General features: G+C 73.7%; 18 protein-coding genes. 7 read left to right on the plus strand and 11 right to left on the minus strand.

Annotation, left to right across the window (positions count from 1 at the left end; all coding sequences use genetic code 11):
* The first annotated feature begins 118 nt into the window (after window positions 1-118).
* Window positions 119-1,282 (plus strand): DUF5667 domain-containing protein, encoded by a 1,164-nt coding sequence (locus CRP30_RS03245; protein WP_097182488.1) that lies wholly within the window; start codon window positions 119-121, stop codon window positions 1,280-1,282.
* 86 nt (window positions 1,283-1,368) lie between these two features.
* Entirely contained in the window at window positions 1,369-2,277 is a 909-nt protein-coding gene (locus CRP30_RS03250; protein ID WP_200814513.1) for an HAD family hydrolase, read from the plus strand.
* A 60-nt stretch (window positions 2,278-2,337) separates the two neighbouring features.
* Here the strand turns inward: CRP30_RS03250 and CRP30_RS03255 are convergent, their stop codons facing one another.
* The 6 genes from CRP30_RS03255 to CRP30_RS03280 form a co-directional block, all read right to left on the minus strand.
* Window positions 2,338-3,246: a lysophospholipid acyltransferase family protein gene (locus CRP30_RS03255; protein ID WP_097182489.1), complete on the minus strand. Its 909-nt coding sequence runs from the start codon at window positions 3,244-3,246 to the stop codon at window positions 2,338-2,340.
* Window positions 3,239-4,345 carry an NAD-dependent epimerase/dehydratase family protein gene (locus CRP30_RS03260; protein WP_097182490.1) on the minus strand — a complete coding sequence of 369 codons (1,107 nt, stop codon included), beginning with the start codon at window positions 4,343-4,345 and terminating at the stop codon, window positions 3,239-3,241. The genes CRP30_RS03255 and CRP30_RS03260 overlap by 8 nt, the downstream gene beginning before the upstream one ends.
* 10 nt (window positions 4,346-4,355) lie before the next feature.
* Window positions 4,356-4,454 (minus strand): 30S ribosomal protein bS22, encoded by a 99-nt coding sequence (locus CRP30_RS03265; RefSeq protein ID WP_012854759.1) that lies wholly within the window; start codon window positions 4,452-4,454, stop codon window positions 4,356-4,358.
* Between the two features lie 204 nt (window positions 4,455-4,658).
* Window positions 4,659-5,000, minus strand: a complete 342-nt coding sequence (locus CRP30_RS23400; protein WP_235003133.1) for a helix-turn-helix domain-containing protein — start codon at window positions 4,998-5,000, stop codon at window positions 4,659-4,661.
* Between the two features lie 301 nt (window positions 5,001-5,301).
* Complete coding sequence (gene proC / locus CRP30_RS03275; RefSeq protein WP_097182491.1) at window positions 5,302-6,120, minus strand: pyrroline-5-carboxylate reductase; 819 nt, start codon at window positions 6,118-6,120, stop codon at window positions 5,302-5,304.
* Window positions 6,117-6,743, minus strand: coding sequence for a hypothetical protein (locus CRP30_RS03280; RefSeq protein WP_097182492.1), 627 nt, complete (start codon window positions 6,741-6,743; stop codon window positions 6,117-6,119). Before CRP30_RS03280 ends, proC begins: the two co-directional genes overlap by 4 nt.
* Before the next feature lie 59 nt (window positions 6,744-6,802).
* Between CRP30_RS03280 and CRP30_RS03285 the strand changes: the two genes are divergently transcribed.
* A complete protein-coding gene (locus CRP30_RS03285) occupies window positions 6,803-7,372 on the plus strand; it encodes a type 1 glutamine amidotransferase domain-containing protein (RefSeq protein ID WP_097182493.1) in 570 nt (189 codons plus the stop codon).
* A gap of 6 nt (window positions 7,373-7,378) precedes the next feature.
* Here CRP30_RS03285 and CRP30_RS03290 read toward each other — a convergent pair whose 3' ends face one another.
* Complete coding sequence (locus tag CRP30_RS03290; RefSeq protein WP_097183101.1) at window positions 7,379-8,245, minus strand: hypothetical protein; 867 nt, start codon at window positions 8,243-8,245, stop codon at window positions 7,379-7,381.
* Window positions 8,245-9,189 carry a Ppx/GppA family phosphatase gene (locus tag CRP30_RS03295; RefSeq protein ID WP_097182494.1) on the minus strand — a complete coding sequence of 315 codons (945 nt, stop codon included), beginning with the start codon at window positions 9,187-9,189 and terminating at the stop codon, window positions 8,245-8,247. The genes CRP30_RS03290 and CRP30_RS03295 overlap by 1 nt, the downstream gene beginning before the upstream one ends.
* A 57-nt stretch (window positions 9,190-9,246) precedes the next feature.
* Here CRP30_RS03295 and CRP30_RS03300 point away from each other — a divergent pair, with 57 nt between their 5' ends.
* Entirely contained in the window at window positions 9,247-10,056 is an 810-nt protein-coding gene (locus tag CRP30_RS03300) for a DUF3109 family protein (RefSeq protein ID WP_097182495.1), read from the plus strand.
* Here the strand turns inward: CRP30_RS03300 and CRP30_RS03305 are convergent.
* Window positions 9,949-11,022 carry a helix-turn-helix domain-containing protein gene (locus tag CRP30_RS03305; RefSeq protein ID WP_097182496.1) on the minus strand — a complete coding sequence of 358 codons (1,074 nt, stop codon included), beginning with the start codon at window positions 11,020-11,022 and terminating at the stop codon, window positions 9,949-9,951. The two genes, CRP30_RS03300 and CRP30_RS03305, sit on opposite strands and share 108 nt — an antisense overlap.
* 82 nt (window positions 11,023-11,104) lie before the next feature.
* Between CRP30_RS03305 and CRP30_RS03310 the strand changes: the two genes are divergently transcribed.
* Together CRP30_RS03310 and CRP30_RS03315 are read left to right on the plus strand one after the other, a co-directional pair.
* Window positions 11,105-11,308, plus strand: coding sequence for a hypothetical protein (locus tag CRP30_RS03310; RefSeq protein ID WP_097182497.1), 204 nt, complete (start codon window positions 11,105-11,107; stop codon window positions 11,306-11,308).
* A gap of 10 nt (window positions 11,309-11,318) precedes the next feature.
* On the plus strand, window positions 11,319-11,516 hold the full coding sequence (locus CRP30_RS03315) for a DUF3072 domain-containing protein (protein ID WP_097182498.1): 198 nt from the start codon (window positions 11,319-11,321) through the stop codon (window positions 11,514-11,516).
* A gap of 90 nt (window positions 11,517-11,606) precedes the next feature.
* Here CRP30_RS03315 and CRP30_RS03320 read toward each other — a convergent pair whose 3' ends face one another.
* Window positions 11,607-12,293, minus strand: coding sequence for a winged helix-turn-helix domain-containing protein (locus CRP30_RS03320; RefSeq protein ID WP_097182499.1), 687 nt, complete (start codon window positions 12,291-12,293; stop codon window positions 11,607-11,609).
* A complete protein-coding gene (locus CRP30_RS03325; RefSeq protein ID WP_097182500.1) occupies window positions 12,290-13,537 on the minus strand; it encodes a sensor histidine kinase in 1,248 nt (415 codons plus the stop codon). The genes CRP30_RS03320 and CRP30_RS03325 overlap by 4 nt, the downstream gene beginning before the upstream one ends.
* Before the next feature lie 178 nt (window positions 13,538-13,715).
* Between CRP30_RS03325 and phoU the strand changes: the two genes are divergently transcribed.
* On the plus strand, window positions 13,716-14,372 hold the full coding sequence (phoU, locus tag CRP30_RS03330) for a phosphate signaling complex protein PhoU (RefSeq protein ID WP_097182501.1): 657 nt from the start codon (window positions 13,716-13,718) through the stop codon (window positions 14,370-14,372).
* The last annotated feature ends 42 nt before the right edge of the window (window positions 14,373-14,414 follow it).

Consider the following 14,414-nt stretch of genomic DNA (forward strand, 5'->3'; position numbering starts at 1 on the left):
CCGGGACGACCTTCGTCGGGGGCGTAACCGAATACCGGCCCCCCTCGTTGGGTCAGGTGCAGCGGGGTCGGCCGATGGTGGGCCGCTCCGCGTCCACGGGGACCGGAGGCCAGACGTCATGAGCGTGCGAGATCGCGAGGAGTCCGTCGTCGCGCGGCTGCACGCCCTGTCGCCCAGCCTCGGCGGGGAGCCCGACCCCGACTTCCGGGCAGCCACCCGCGCGCGGCTCGTCGCGATGGCCGCCGTCCGGACGCCCGAACCGGCACCGCGGTCCACGCTGCAGCGCCTCCTGTCCGCGCGCGCCGCGGACGCCGCACCCGCCCGCTGGCGCGGCCGCCTGACCGCCGGCCTCGCCGGTGCTGCGCTCACCGTCACCGCGCTCGCATCGCTCGTCGCCGTCGCCGACGACGCCCGTCCCGGCGACGTCCTCTACGACCTCAAGCGCGGCACCGAGCAGACCCAGCTGGCCCTGGCCGGGGACTCCCGCGGCCAGACCCTCCTCGACTTCGCCAGCACCCGACTCGACGAGCTGGAGACCCTCGTCGGCGACGGCCCGAGCGCGCTGCCCGCCGTCCCGGCCGGCGGGCAGGACGACGCGACGGTGCTGGCCGCGGACGCGGACCCCGCGCTGGTGCTCGAGACGCTGCGGACGATGGACGAGCAGACCCAGGAGGGCGCGGCCTGGCTGACCGACCGGGCCGTCGACACGGCCAACCGAGCGCCGCTGGACCGGCTGGCCCAGTGGGCCGCCGCCCAGTCCGGTGAGCTGGCCGCGCTGGAGCCGCTCGTCCCGGAGGCCGCGGCCGACGCCGTCGCCGGGTCCCTCGAGCTCCTCGCACAGGTCGGTCTGCGCGCCGACGGCCTCGAGGTCGCCCTGAGCTGTGCGGGCGGCCCGGCGGTGGCCGGCACCGACGATCTGGGGCCCGTCCCGGCGGCCTGCCCCACTCCGGTCGAGACCCCAGGGGCACCGACGAGCGGCCAGACTCCCGGCCCCGGATCGGTGCCCGCGCCGGCGCCGCAGGGGACCACTCCCCCGGGCACGACACCGGCCCAGCCCACCGTGCCACCCGAGCCCGCGCCGGCCCCGGTTCCGCCGGGCGGCGGCACCGGAGGTCTGCCGACGACGGTGGTGCCGGCCCCGACGACGCCGCGCCTCCCGACCCCGTCGGGGCCGCAGCTCCCGCTGCCGGTGCCGCCCGCACCCTCGTCGGCGATCGTCTCCGTGCCGCCGCTGGGGCCGATCGAGGTGTGCATCCCGCCGCTCCTCACGGTCGGCTGCTGACCCCCGGACCCCGCCCTCGCCGATCCCACTAGGGTCGACTCGACGGCCCCGTACGGGGTGGCGGATCGATCGCAGGGAGGTCCTTCGTGCCGCGACTCCCGCTGCGCGGCCGGCGGTCCGCGGACCCGGCCGACGAGGAGACCCGCGCCCACGTCGCCGGCGCCGCATCGGCGGCTGCCGCCGAGGTCGCGCCCCCGCCCGCGGTCACACCCGACCTCACCGGCGCGGCGTTCTTCGACGTCGACAACACGATGATGATGGGCGCCTCGCTCTTCTGGTTCGCCCGCGGGCTCGCCGCCCGCAAGTACTTCTCCAGCCGGGACATGGCGGGCTTCATCTGGCAGCAGGCGAAGTTCCGCATCGGCGGCAACGAGGGCAACCCCGACGACATGCACACGATCCGGGAGAACGCGCTCGCCTTCGTCGCCGGCCGCGAGGTGGCCGAGATCGTGCGGCACAGCGAGGAGATCTACGACGAGCTGATGGCCGACCGGATCTGGGGAGGCACGCGGGCACTGGCCCAGCAGCACCTGGACGCCGGGCAGCGGGTCTGGCTCGTCACGGCGACGCCGATCGAGCTGGCCTCCATCATCGCCCACCGGCTCGGCCTGACCGGAGCGCTCGGCACCGTCTCCGAGGTGGTCGACGGCAAGTACACCGGCCGGCTGGTCGGCGAGCTCATGCACGGCCCGGCCAAGGCCGAAGCGGTGCTGGCACTCGCCGAGCGCGAAGGCCTCGATCTCAGCCGGTGCACCGCCTACAGCGACTCGGCGAACGACCTGCCGATGCTGTCGCTCACCGGCACCGCTGTCGCGGTCAACCCCGACACCGAGCTCCGCGCGGTCGCCCGGGCGCGGGGGTGGACCATCCGCGACTTCCGCACCGGCCGCAAGGCCGCGAAGATCGGCGTCCCGACCGTGGCCGCCGCTGCACTCACCGGCGGTGTCGTCGGCGGCGCCATCGCCCTGCGGAGGCGCGAGAAGTTCCCCTGGTAGAGGAAGGACCCTCGGCCCCCCACACCTCGCAGGCTCGGCGCGGGCCCCTGACGAGGGCCGTCAGCCGAAGACGCTGGGGCGCTGCAGGAGCAGCTGGTAGAGCGAGTGCTGGATGGTCTCGCGCACCTGGTCGGTGAGGTTGAAGACCAGCATCGGGTCCTCCGCGGCGGCCGGACCGTAGGACGCCGTCTCGATGGGCTCACCGAACGCGATCAGCCACTTCGAGGGCAGCGGCACCAGGCCGAGCGGTCCGAGCAGAGGGAACGTCGGGGTGATCGGCAGGTACGGCACCCCGAGGAGGCGCGCCGCCGTCTTGGCGTTGCCGATCATCGGGTAGATCTCCTCGGCACCGACGATCGCGCACGGGATGATCGGGACGCCGGTCCGCAGTGCCGCTGTGACGAAACCACCCCGGCCGAAACGCTGCAGGGTGTAGCGCTCGCGGAACGGCTTGCCGATCCCCTTGAACCCCTCGGGGAACACCCCGACCAGCTCACCGTTCTTCAGCAGGCGCTCGGCGTCCTCGTTGCAGGCCAGCGTCGTGCCCATCTTGCGCGACATGGTGCCGACGAAGGGGAGCTCGAAGACGAGGTCCGCGCCGAGCAGGCGCAGGCGGCGCTGCGCCGGGTGGTCGTCGTGCAGCGCCACCGTCGTCATCAGCGCGTCGACGGGGATCGTGCCGGAGTGGTTGGCGACCAGCAGGGCGCCGCCCTCGGTCGGGACGTTCTCCAGACCCTGGCTCTCGACCCGGAACCACTTCTCGTAGAGCGGCCGCAGGATCGGCAGCAGGAGATGGTCGGTGAGGTCGGGGTCGAAGCCGAACTCGTCGGTCTCGTACTCCCCCGTCATCCGCCGGCGGAGGAACTCCAGCCCGCCCGCCAGCGTCTCTTCCCAGCTCGGCGGCGCGGGCGGCGGGACGTAGGGGTCGTCGTCGTCCGGGCGGATCGGGATCACCCGGGCCTCAGGCATCGCGCACCGCCCGCAGCCCCGGCGCCGGGGGCGCCGGCCGCAGCCGCTCCCCCACCGCCGTGGCGGTGTCGCCGGCGTGCTCGAGCACCGAACGGACACGCGAGGTCACCGAGTGCACGAGCCGCGGTGAGACCACCGGCGGGACCGTGCGGGCGTAGTCGGCCAGGGCGGTCTCCGTGGTGTATCGAGGCGTGTAGCCGAACCGCTCGCGCAGGACAGTCGTGTCGACGACCCGCCCGAAGTTCAGGAAGCGCATCTGCTCGGGCGAGTAGTCGACGAACCCGAAGCGCCGGGACAGCCGCCCCACCGAGCCCAGCGCGGGCGTCGGGATGGGCAGCTCGACCCGGCCGAGCCGCCGGATCGCCTGGGACAGCAGCATCGTGCCCTCGCCACCGACGTTCACCGTGCCGGTGAAGGCGCCGGTCGTGGCGCGGGTCAGGACCGCCAGCGCGTCGTCCTCGTGGAGGAGCTGCACGCGGGCGTCGTAGCCCAGAGCGGTCGGCACCACGGGCATGCGGAAGAAGCCGGTGAGCAGGGAGTCGATCCGGGGTCCGATGAAGTTGGTGAACCGCAGCATGGTGACGTCGACGTCGGGCCGCCGGCGCGCGAAGGCGCGGACGTACCCCTCGATGTCCAGGCTGTCCTTGGCGAACCCGCCCGCGGGGACGGCCCGCGCCTGCATCGCCTCGGTGAACACCGCCGGGTCGCGGGAGGAGGCGCCGTAGACCGCGCTCGTCGACTTCAGGACGAACCGGCGGACCGACGGGGCGCGCTGGCACGCGGCCAGCAGCTGCATCGTGCCGATGACGTTGAGTTCCTTCATCGGCGCCCGCCCGCCGGATCCGGCGGGGGTGGAGCTGATGTTCATGTGCACGACGGTGTCGACGGACGCCGCGGAGATGATCTTCCCGATCAGCGGGTTCCGGATGTCGGCCCGCACGAACTCGGTGCGCCCGAGCCGCCGCAGCATCTCCTGCGACGGCGGCACAGTGTCGACGCCGATGACCCGTCCGATGGAGGGGTCGGCCGCGAGCTCGGCCGCCAGCGCACCACCCAGCCACCGGCTCACACCGGTGACGAGGACGACCGCGGGCGGCACGAGCGTCAGCTCACTTCTTGTTGCGACGCTGGACGCGCGTCTTCTTCAGCAGCTTGCGGTGCTTCTTCTTCGCCATCCGCTTGCGGCGCTTCTTGATGACAGAACCCACGTGGTGCTCCCGACGTCGTCTTGTGGAATCTCAGCCCGAGCGTGACTCCCGGGCCCGCCTCAGGGGCGGGCGGGGGTCACCCGGCGTCCGAGCGTACCGGCCGCCCCGCGGCGACGGTGCCGCGGGCGGACCAGAGACGACGCGGTGGTCCCGTCCAGAGGCTCGCCCCGAGCGTGCGAGGGGTGAGGAGGACGGGGTCCTTCATCAGGCGATGTCGGTGTAGGCGTCGCGCAGGTAGTCCTGCACGGCCCGCTCCGGCACGCGGAAGGAACGGCCGACGCGGACGGCGGAGAGCTCGCCGGCGTGGACGAGGCGGTACACGGTCATCTTGGAGACGCGCATCATGGCGGCGACCTCGGCGACGGTCAGGAACGTGACGGCCTGACGGGGGGCCGGGACGGCCGGACGGCCGAGGGGCATGGCGGCCGGGTGCTGGGCCGGGACGGGGCGGGCCATCGTGGCGGCCATGGGGCGGCCGACGGGCCGGGGGCCGGGCACGCCCGGGCGGGACATCGCAGGGGCTGCAGTGCGCTGGGGCATGGTCATGTCTTCGTCTCCGGGCCTAGCTCATGTCGTGGCGCCGGCTTCCCCACCGGCAACTGAACACTCATGCGCTGATACAGAGCGTAAGGGGCTCACGTGACTGGAGCGATGGGTGAATCGAACAGGCGGACCGGTCCGTCCTCGGCAGAACTACACCAGTGCAACCCCGCCGAACTGTTGCGCCCCGCGTTTCGCGACACCGTGACCGACCGATGACGCAGAGTGCTGGCGCCGTGTCGACATGTGGGTTATGTTGCCCGGCTCGCCGTCGCAGCGGCCGCACGAACCCCATCGCCCCCTCGCGTCAGGTCGCGTCCCGGCCGAGCTCCACCGAGCGGGCGTGCGCGGCCTCGATCGCCGCCATGAGCGCCGCCCGGACGCCGTGCCGCTCCAGCTCGCGGATCGCCGCGACCGTCGTCCCGCCGGGGCTGGACACCGCCTCGCGCAGCTGCACGGGGTGCTCCCCCGAGTCGCGCATCATCACCGCCGAGCCCAGCGCCGTCTGCACGACCAGGTCGGCGGCGAGCGCGCGCGGCAGGCCCAGCAGGATCCCCGCGTCGACCATCGCCTCGACGAGGTAGAAGAAATAGGCCGGGCCGCTGCCGGACAGCGCGGTGACCGCGTCCTGCTGGTCCTCCGGGACCCGGCGGACCCGGCCGACGGCGGCCAGCAGCGCCTCGGCCTCGTCCAGGTGCTCCTCCCCCGCGTGCGCGCCCGCCGAGAGCACGCTCATGCCCTCGTCGACCAGCGCAGGGGTGTTGGGCATGACCCGCACGACGGGGACGCCGTCGGGCAGGGCCGCCTCGATCCGCCTCGTCGGCACGCCGGCCGCCACCGAGACCACGAGGTGGCCGGTGTCCACGTGCTCGGCGAGCAGGCCGAGCAGCACGTCGATGTCCTGCGGCTTGACCGCGAGGAGGAGGACGCGGGCCCGCGCGGCCGCTCCGCCGAGGTCGACGGTTCCGACGCCGTAGCGCTCGGCCAGCTGCGCCGCCCGCTCGGGGCTGCGCTCGCACACCAGCACACCGTCGGGACCGCCACGGCGGACCAGCCCCGACAGCAGGGCCTCCCCGATCTTGCCGCCGCCGATGATGGCCAGTCCGCGCCGGCCCGACGCGGTCACGGCCGGCCGCCCACGGTCACCCGGACGACCGAGCCGGCCGCGACGAGGCGACGTCGTTCGAGGACCAGTTCTCCGTACGGCATGACGAGCTCCCAGCTGTCGGACGGGCGGCCGTTCCAGGCCGCACGTTCACCGGCGATGGCGATCAGGCGCGGATCGGGCACCTCGATGCCCGGGTGTCCGTCCCCGGCCATGAGGACGTTCAGGCAGCGGACGAAGGCGAGCGTCGCCCCGCGGCCACGGCCCGGCTGCAGACGGACGCGCCGACCGGCGAGGGCGCGGCACCGGTCCTCCGCGTCACCCGCCTCCGCAGGGACGACGACTGCCGCGTCCGGCAGGTCGACGGCGTCGACGGCCGTGGCCGGCCCGGCCAGGGCGACGGAGAGCCCGGCCTCCGTGGCGAGCGCGGCGAGGGCGGGCGACGCGTCCGTCCCGACGGTCAGCTCGGTGGCGGATCCCAGACCGGCGTCCCGGATCCGCCCGACCAGCCCGGCATCACCCGTCTCCAGCGCCACCAGGCACCCCGCGGCGACCACCTCGCGCGCCAGCTCCACCGGGTCGCGACCCGCGACGGCACGCCGGGACAGCAGTCCCCGCAGCGCGGTCCGGGTGCCGACGATCACGCCCGGAACCGTAGTGCGCGCGTGTGTGCCTCGTCGGGGCCCCGGGTAGCGGCCGCCCCATGGCAGGAGAACTGGACGGGATGAAGGTGGCCGTGCTGGCCACGGACGGTGTCGAGCAGGTCGAGCTCGACCGGCCGTGGCAGGCGCTCGAGGAGGCCGGCGCCGAGCCGGAGCTGGTGTCGCTCGAGGGCGGGTCCATCACCGCCTACGAGCACATCGACAAGGGCGCCACCAGGAAGGTCGACGCCCTCGTCAGCTCGGCCGACCCCGACGTCTACGGGGCACTGCTGCTGCCGGGGGGTGTCATCAACGGCGACTTCGTCCGGGCCGACGCCGACGCCGTGGCCTTCGTGACCTCGTTCTTCGAGGCCGGGAAGCCCGTTGCCGCGATCTGCCACGCGCCGTGGGTGCTCATCGAGGCCGGCGTCGTGAAGGGCCGCCGGATGACCTCCTGGCCGTCGCTGCAGACCGACCTGCGCAACGCCGGGGCGGAGTGGGTGGACGAGGAGGTCGTCGTCGACGGCAACCTGACCACCAGCCGCAACCCCGACGACCTCGACGCGTTCTGCGCCGCGATCGTCGAGGAGTTCGCCCGCGAGGACGAGGTCGAGGAGGAGTCCGCGAGCTGACCGGGGTCAGGAGCCGGCGGCCAGCAGACCGGCCGCCGGCGCGATCGTGAGCAGCGTGCCGGCGAAGACGAGGACGGCGAGCAGCCGCGCACCGACCGGTTCCCGGCCCTGCCGCTGACGCCAGACGCCCACACCGGTGACCAGGCCGGTGACGGCGAGCGGCGCGAGCAGGACGGCGACGTGCGGGACGATCTCCCACAGGACGGTGGCGGCGAAGTACACGCCGACCCCCGCGGCGAGGGCGATGACCAGCTCACCGGCGAAGCGCAGCCAGGCGAGTGCGCTCTCCTGCGGCGTCGCGTCGAGGTCGTCGTCCAGGTCCTCGACCTGCCCCGGGCGGACCACCGGGATCGGCCCGGTGACCGGGTGGTCGGGTTCGCGCACCGGCCGGGACGCACCGCGCTGCGGGATCGGCTGGCCGGCGCGCCGGTCGAGCGCCGGCACCGGCTGGCTGTGCAGCGGGGCGCGGGGTGCCGCGATGCCGGGTACCGGACCGCTGGGCATGGGAGCGGCGGCGGGGACGCCGGGCCGGCGGTCGGGCCGCAGACCCGGGATGGCCGCGGTGTTCGGGCCGGGTTCGGGGCGTCGGGGAGCGCGGCGTTCGGGATTCTGCCGGCGTTCGGCCCCGGGCGGCGGTGCGGAGAAGTCCGGTCGGTCGGGGTCCTGGTCGCTGCGGCGGCGCCCGTACCCGGTGCGCCCGGCGACGCCGTCGGCCGCGGCCGCCTCGGCCCGGCGCTGCCGGATGCCCGTCTCCTCGGGGTCGTCCCAGGTGCGGCGGCGGGCCGCGCGGTTGGCCGATTCGATGCCGGCCTCGCGCAGGATTTCGGCGAGCGAGCGTCCTCCCGTGTCCGGGTTCCAGTCCGGCTCGGCCATCACACCCCTCCCAACGAGTCCAGCCTGCGCAGGATGACACCCTCCCGCAGCGCCCACGGACAGATCCTCACGCACCGTACGTCCAGTTCACGCATCGTTGCGGAAGCCACCACGGCACCGGCCGGAACCTGATGCGCCCGGTCGGGCGAGACGCCGCGCAGCTCGGCCAGCGCGGAGGACTCGATCCGCGACACGAAGCCGACCAGCTGGCCCAGCCCATCGGCGTTCAGCTCCCGGGGGACCTGCAGTCCGGCCGAGTACGGAGCCGCGCCCGTGAGCCGCGCCAGCGTGCGGAACGTCTTGCTGGTGGCGGCCACCAGGTCCGGCCTGCCGGCTCCGCGCAGCTTCTTCCCGGCCGGACCGAGCAGCTCGGCGGCGTAGGAGTCGAGCTTGTCCAGCGCCGCGAGGTCCGGGCGCCCGCCGTGCTGGGCGTCGGGCAGGAAGCGCCGGGTCATGCGGCCGGCCCCCAGGGGCAACGAGAGTGCGACGTCGGGATCCTCGTCCACGCCGCTGGCCAGCTCGAGCGACCCGCCGCCGATGTCGAGCACGAGCAGCCGGCCCGCGCTCCAGCCGAACCACCGGCGGACGGCGAGGAAGGTCAGCCGCGCCTCGTCCTCGCCGGTGAGGACCTGGAGGTCGACGCCGGTGCGGTGACGGATGCGGTCGAGGACCTCCAGGCCGTTCGCGGCGTCGCGGATGGCCGACGTCACCAGGGCCAGCAACTCGTCGCAGCCCTGCTTCTCCGCCTGGGCGCAGGCGTTCTGCACCGCGTGGAGGAGCGCCTTCTCCCCCGCCTTGGACAGCATGTCGTCGGGTCCGACGTGCTCGGCCAGGCGCAGGACGGCCCGGTCGTCGTGCATGGGCGTGGGGTGCGCGCCGCGGTGGGCGTCCACCACCAGGAGGTGCACGGTGTTCGAGCCGACGTCCAGCACCCCGAGTCGCATGGCCCCCAGTCTGCCTGGCCCCGGGTCGACCGACAGCCTCGGATCTAGGCTGGGCGCGTGCCGGACGACCCGCTCTCCGAGGTCCCCCTCGACTTCGCCCGCGAGTGGGTGGAGTTCCCGGACCCGGCCGATCCCGGCCACGTGGTCCGCGCCGACCTCACCTGGCTGACGTCGGCCTGGACCTGCATCTTCGGCCGGGGGTGCGCCGGCGTCGTCGAGGGCCGGGCCGACGACGGCTGCTGCAGCCACGGGGCCTTCTTCACCGACGACGACGACCTCGCCCGCGTGACCGCGGCGGTCGGCGGCCTCACCGACGAGGACTGGCAGCTCGCCCCGGTCGGGCGCGGCGTCTGGACGGAGGAGGACAGCGCCCACGACGAGAGCGGTACCGGGTCCGTGCGCACGCGCGTCGTGGACGGGGCCTGCGTCTTCCTCAACCGGCCGGGCTTCCCCGGTGGCGCCGGGTGCGCGCTGCACCGGATGGCGCTGCGCACCGGCGTCCACCCGCTGACGACGAAGCCCGACGTCTGCTGGCAGCTGCCGGTGCGACGGGAGCAGGAGCACGTGGAGCGGCCCGACGGCACCCGCGTGCTGGTGTCCACGATCGGCGAGTTCGACCGCCGCGGCTGGGGCCCGGGCGGGGCGGACCTGCACTGGTGGTGCACCGGCGCTCCGCTGGCCCACGTCTCCCCCGAGCCGCTGGTCGAGACCTACGCTCCGGAGCTGACCGAGCTGCTCGGTGAGGCGGCCTTCGCCGAGCTACGCCGGCTGGCCGAACTCCGCCTCGACCAAGGCCTGGTCGCCCCCCATCCCGCCAGCCCTCCGCCCGTCTTCGTCGAGCTGCACCGGCAGCGCCCGCACGGCTGACCCGGCCCGGAAGGTCTGCCGGTAGGCGCGGGGCGAGACCCCACGGCGGCGGGCGAACTGCTCGCGCAGCCCGGCGGCCGTGCCGAACCCCACCAGGCGGGCGATCTCCTCGACCGGGGCGTCGGTCTCCTCGAGCAGCGCCTCTGCCGCGGCCAGCCGCTGACCGAGCAGCCAGGCGTGCGGGGTGGTGCCGGTCGCCGCCTTGAACCGCCGGGCGAAGCTGCGCGGACTCATGAGGGCCCGCCGGGCCAGCACGTCGACCGAGATGTCCTCGGCCAGGTTCTTCGTCGCCCAGCCGAGGACGACGCCGAGCAGGTCGTCCTCGCAGGCGGGCACGGGTGCGTCGATGAACTGGGCCTGGCCGCCGTCGCGGTGCGGGGGGACCACCATCTCCCGCGCCAGGGCGTTCGCCGCGGCCGATCCCCATTCGCGCCGCACGAGGTGCAGCAGGGTGTCGACGCCGGCCGCCGTCCCCGCGCCGGTGATGACCTGGCCGTTGTCGACGTAGAGGACGGACGGGTCGACGGTCACCGACGGGAAGCGCGCGGCGAGCTCGCCGGCGTACTTCCAGTGCGTGGTGACCCGCTTGCCCTCGAGCAGCCCGGCGGCCGCCAGGACGAAGGCGCCGGTGCAGTGGCTGATGATCGTCGCCCCGCGCGCGTGCGCCTCGCGGAAGGCGTCCAGCAGCGCCGGCGACGGGATCCGGTCGAACAGCTCCCAGGCGGTGATCGTGATGATGTCGGAGCGGGCCAGCCGGTCGAGGCCGTGCTCGACGGTGATCGGGATGCCGGTGTCGGTGCGGAGCACGCCGGGCAGCTCGCTGACCAGCCCGAAGTCGAACCTCGGGAACCCCATGTGCGTGCGGTCGTAGCCGAAGACCTCGGCGCAGACGCCGAGGCCGAAGGTGCCGATCAGACCGTCGGCGACGACCACGCTGACGACGAGTGGGCGGTCCGGGAGAGCCATGCGGGCATCATGGCAGAAAAACTGCGATAGTGGTCACTCCTGCCACTCGTACCTGCGGGGCGACCCGAGCACTCTGCTGTGCATGTTGCTGATCACCTGCCCCGTGACCCGGACCGACGAGCTGGTGGCCGACCGGCGGATCCGGTCGGTCACCAACCTGCCGACGCACATCGCGTTGCACGTGGAGTGCCCCTCCTGCGGGAGCGTGCACGTCTACCGCACCGGCCGGAGGCGGACCGCGGCCCCCGCACCGGTTCGGGAGGCGCGGACCGCCGTCCCGGCCTAGCATCGAACACATGAGCGAATCGAACGAGAACCAGCCCGCCGCGTCGGCGGAGAAGGACCCCTCCGACTGGGTGACCGGTGACGAGCCGGCCACCGGAGCCCAGAAGAGCTACCTCGAGACGCTGTCCCGCCAGAGCGACGAGGAGGTCCCCGAGGACCTCACCAAGGCCGAGGCGTCGCAGAAGATCGACGAGCTGAAGAACTCCTGAGCCCGGGCCTCAGACCTCGCCCATGGGCCTGACTCCGCGCCCCGGTCCGCTCCTCGCTCGTTCCTCGCTGCGATGCTCCCAGGGCTGTCGTCAGGCCTCCAGCTTGTAGCCCAGACCCCGCACCGTGAGGAGGAACTTCGGGTTCGCGGGGTCGGGCTCGATCTTCGCCCGCAGCCGCTTCACGTGGACGTCGAGCGTCTTGGTGTCACCCACGTAGTCCGAGCCCCAGACGCGGTCGATGAGCTGCCCGCGGGTGAGCACGCGCCCGGCGTTGCGGAGCAGGTACTCGAGCAGGTCGAACTCCTTGAGCGGGAGGGAGACCTGCTCGTTGTCGACGGCGACGACGTGCCGCTCGACGTCCATCCGGACCGGCCCGGCCTCGAGCACGCCCTCGGCGGACTGATCCTCGGCCGCCTCGCCACGGCGGCGGAGCACCGCGCGGATGCGGGCCACCAGCTCTCGTGCGGAGTACGGCTTGGTCACGTAGTCGTCCGCGCCCAGCTCCAGGCCGACGACCTTGTCGATCTCGCCGTCCTTGGCGGTCAGCATGATGATCGGGACGTTGCTGCGGCTGCGCAGCGCCCGGCACACCTCGGTGCCGGGCAGCCCGGGCAGCATCAGGTCGAGCAGGACGATGTCGGCACCGCCGCGGTCGAACTCGGCGAGAGCGTCCGGACCGGTCCCGGCGACGACTGCCTCGTAGCCCTCACGGCGGAGCATGTACGACAGTGCGTCGGAGAAGGACTCCTCGTCCTCGACGACCAGCACGCGGGTCATGTACTTCCCTTCGTCACGTCCACGGCGACGACGTCGCCGGAGTCCCCCGTCACGCGGCCCCGCACAGCGGGGACGTCGGCGGGCGGATCGTCTGCTGCGGCGCCGTCGCCGGCGACCAGGGGGATGCGCAGCGTGAAGGTGGAGCCGAGGCCCTCCTCGCTCCACACGGAGACCGAGCCACCGTGGTTGCTGGCCACGTGCTTGACGATCGCCAGGCCGAGCCCGGTCCCTCCGGTGCTGCTGGCCCGGGACTGGTCCACGCGGTAGAAGCGCTCGAAGACGCGGTTCCGGTCCTTGCGGGGGATCCCGACGCCGCTGTCGGTCACCGCGATCTCGGCGAACCCGGACCGCGCGCGGGCCGCGACGGCGATGCGGTTCTCCCCCTCGCTGTAGGCGACCGCGTTCGCCAGGAGGTTGGTGACCGCGGTGACCAGCTGGTTCTCGACGCCGCGGACCACGAGCCCGGCATGGCCGCCGATGGCGATCTGGAGGTGCTTGGCCTTGGCCGCGGTGCGGGTCCGGTCGACCGCCTCGGCGATCACGTCGTCGACCTCGACCGGCACCAGCTCGGGCAGCGGTTCGCCGCCCTGCAGTCGCGACAGGTCGATCAGCTCGCGGACCAGGCGGGCGAGGCGGTCGGACTCCCGGGCGATGCGGCCGGCGAACCGCTGCACCGCCTCCGGGTCGTCCGCAGCCTGCTCGATGGCCTCCGCCAGCAGCGCGAGCGCCCCGACGGGCGTCTTCAGCTCGTGCCCGACGTTGGCGACGAAGTCGCGCCGCACCGCCTCGGTGCGCCGGGTCTCGGTCACGTCCTGCAGCACCAGGGCGACGGGCCCCGGCAGCGGTGCCGTGCCGCTGTGCAGCCGCACCCCGTGCACTCCCATGAGCCGAGGGCCCGCGCCGGCGAGGTCGCCCGGCAGGCGGACGTCGGCCCGGCGGCTGCCACCGGTGCGGACGCTCTGCACAAGGGTGAGCAGCTCGGGCACCAGCAGCCGACTGCCTCGCACGATGCCCAGCGCGCGGGCGGAGGGGTTGGCCAGCAGCACGGCGTCGTCGACGTCCACGAGGACGACCGCCGGGTCCATGAGGTCCAGCAGCCGGCGGGCGAAGGCCGCCTCGGGCGGGCCGACCACGGGGACGTCACCGGCCGGACCGTCGAAGGTCCGACGGCGCCCGAGCATGACTGTGGCGGTCGCCACCCCGCCCAGGACGAGGCCGACCACCAGGGCGACCAGCGGACTCACGACCCGATGCTAGGTGCGTTTCCGCTGATTCCGGACGATTCCGGGATGTTGTCCCGCCCGGACGGGTCAGTGTTCACCTCGGTGTGGGCGCTCGTTCACCGGGCGGCGGGGAAACCGGCCCGGTCCGGTCATACGCTCACTGACAGGCATCACGGCTGGTGCTCAACAGGAGGACGACATGCGCGAGAGCTACTTCGAAGAGCTCGAGGACATCCGGGGCTGCCTGGTCGAGATGGCGAACACGGTGGGCTCGCAGATGAGCACCGCCACGACGGCACTGCTGGACGCCGACGTCGCCCTCGCGGACCTGGTCATCGCCGGTGACGAGCAGATCGACGCGACCCGGGAGAGCATCGACCAGCGGTGCTTCACCCTGCTGGCGCGCCAGCAGCCCGTGGCCACCGACCTGCGGACGATCGTGGTCGCGACCCGCATCGCCAGCGACCTCGAGCGCATGGGCGACCTCGCCGAGCACATCGCGAAGGTCGCGCGGATGCGTTTCCCCGACCACGCGGTGCCGCAGGAGGTGCGCCCGGCGTTCCTCGAGGCCGGCCACGTCGCGGAGATGCTGGTCGCCAAGGCGGGCACGGTCATCGCCAAGCGCGACGTCGAGGCGGCCCGGGAGCTCGAGACAGACGACGACGCGATGGACCGCATCCACCGGGGGCTCTTCCGGGAGCTGCTGTCGGACAGCTGGCCGTACGGCGTCGAGACGGCGATCGACGTGACGCTGCTCGGCCGCTACTACGAGCGGTTCGCCGACCACGCGGTCAGCGTCGCCCGCCGGGTCGTCTACCTGGTGACCGGCGAGCGCCACGTCGCGTCGTCGTCCTGACTCGGCCGCGACACCCCCTGCCCGCCGCGAGTGCGGGCAGGG

Source organism: Blastococcus haudaquaticus, from assembly GCF_900230285.1.
GTDB classification, from domain to species: Bacteria; Actinomycetota; Actinomycetes; order Mycobacteriales; family Geodermatophilaceae; genus Blastococcus_B; species Blastococcus_B haudaquaticus.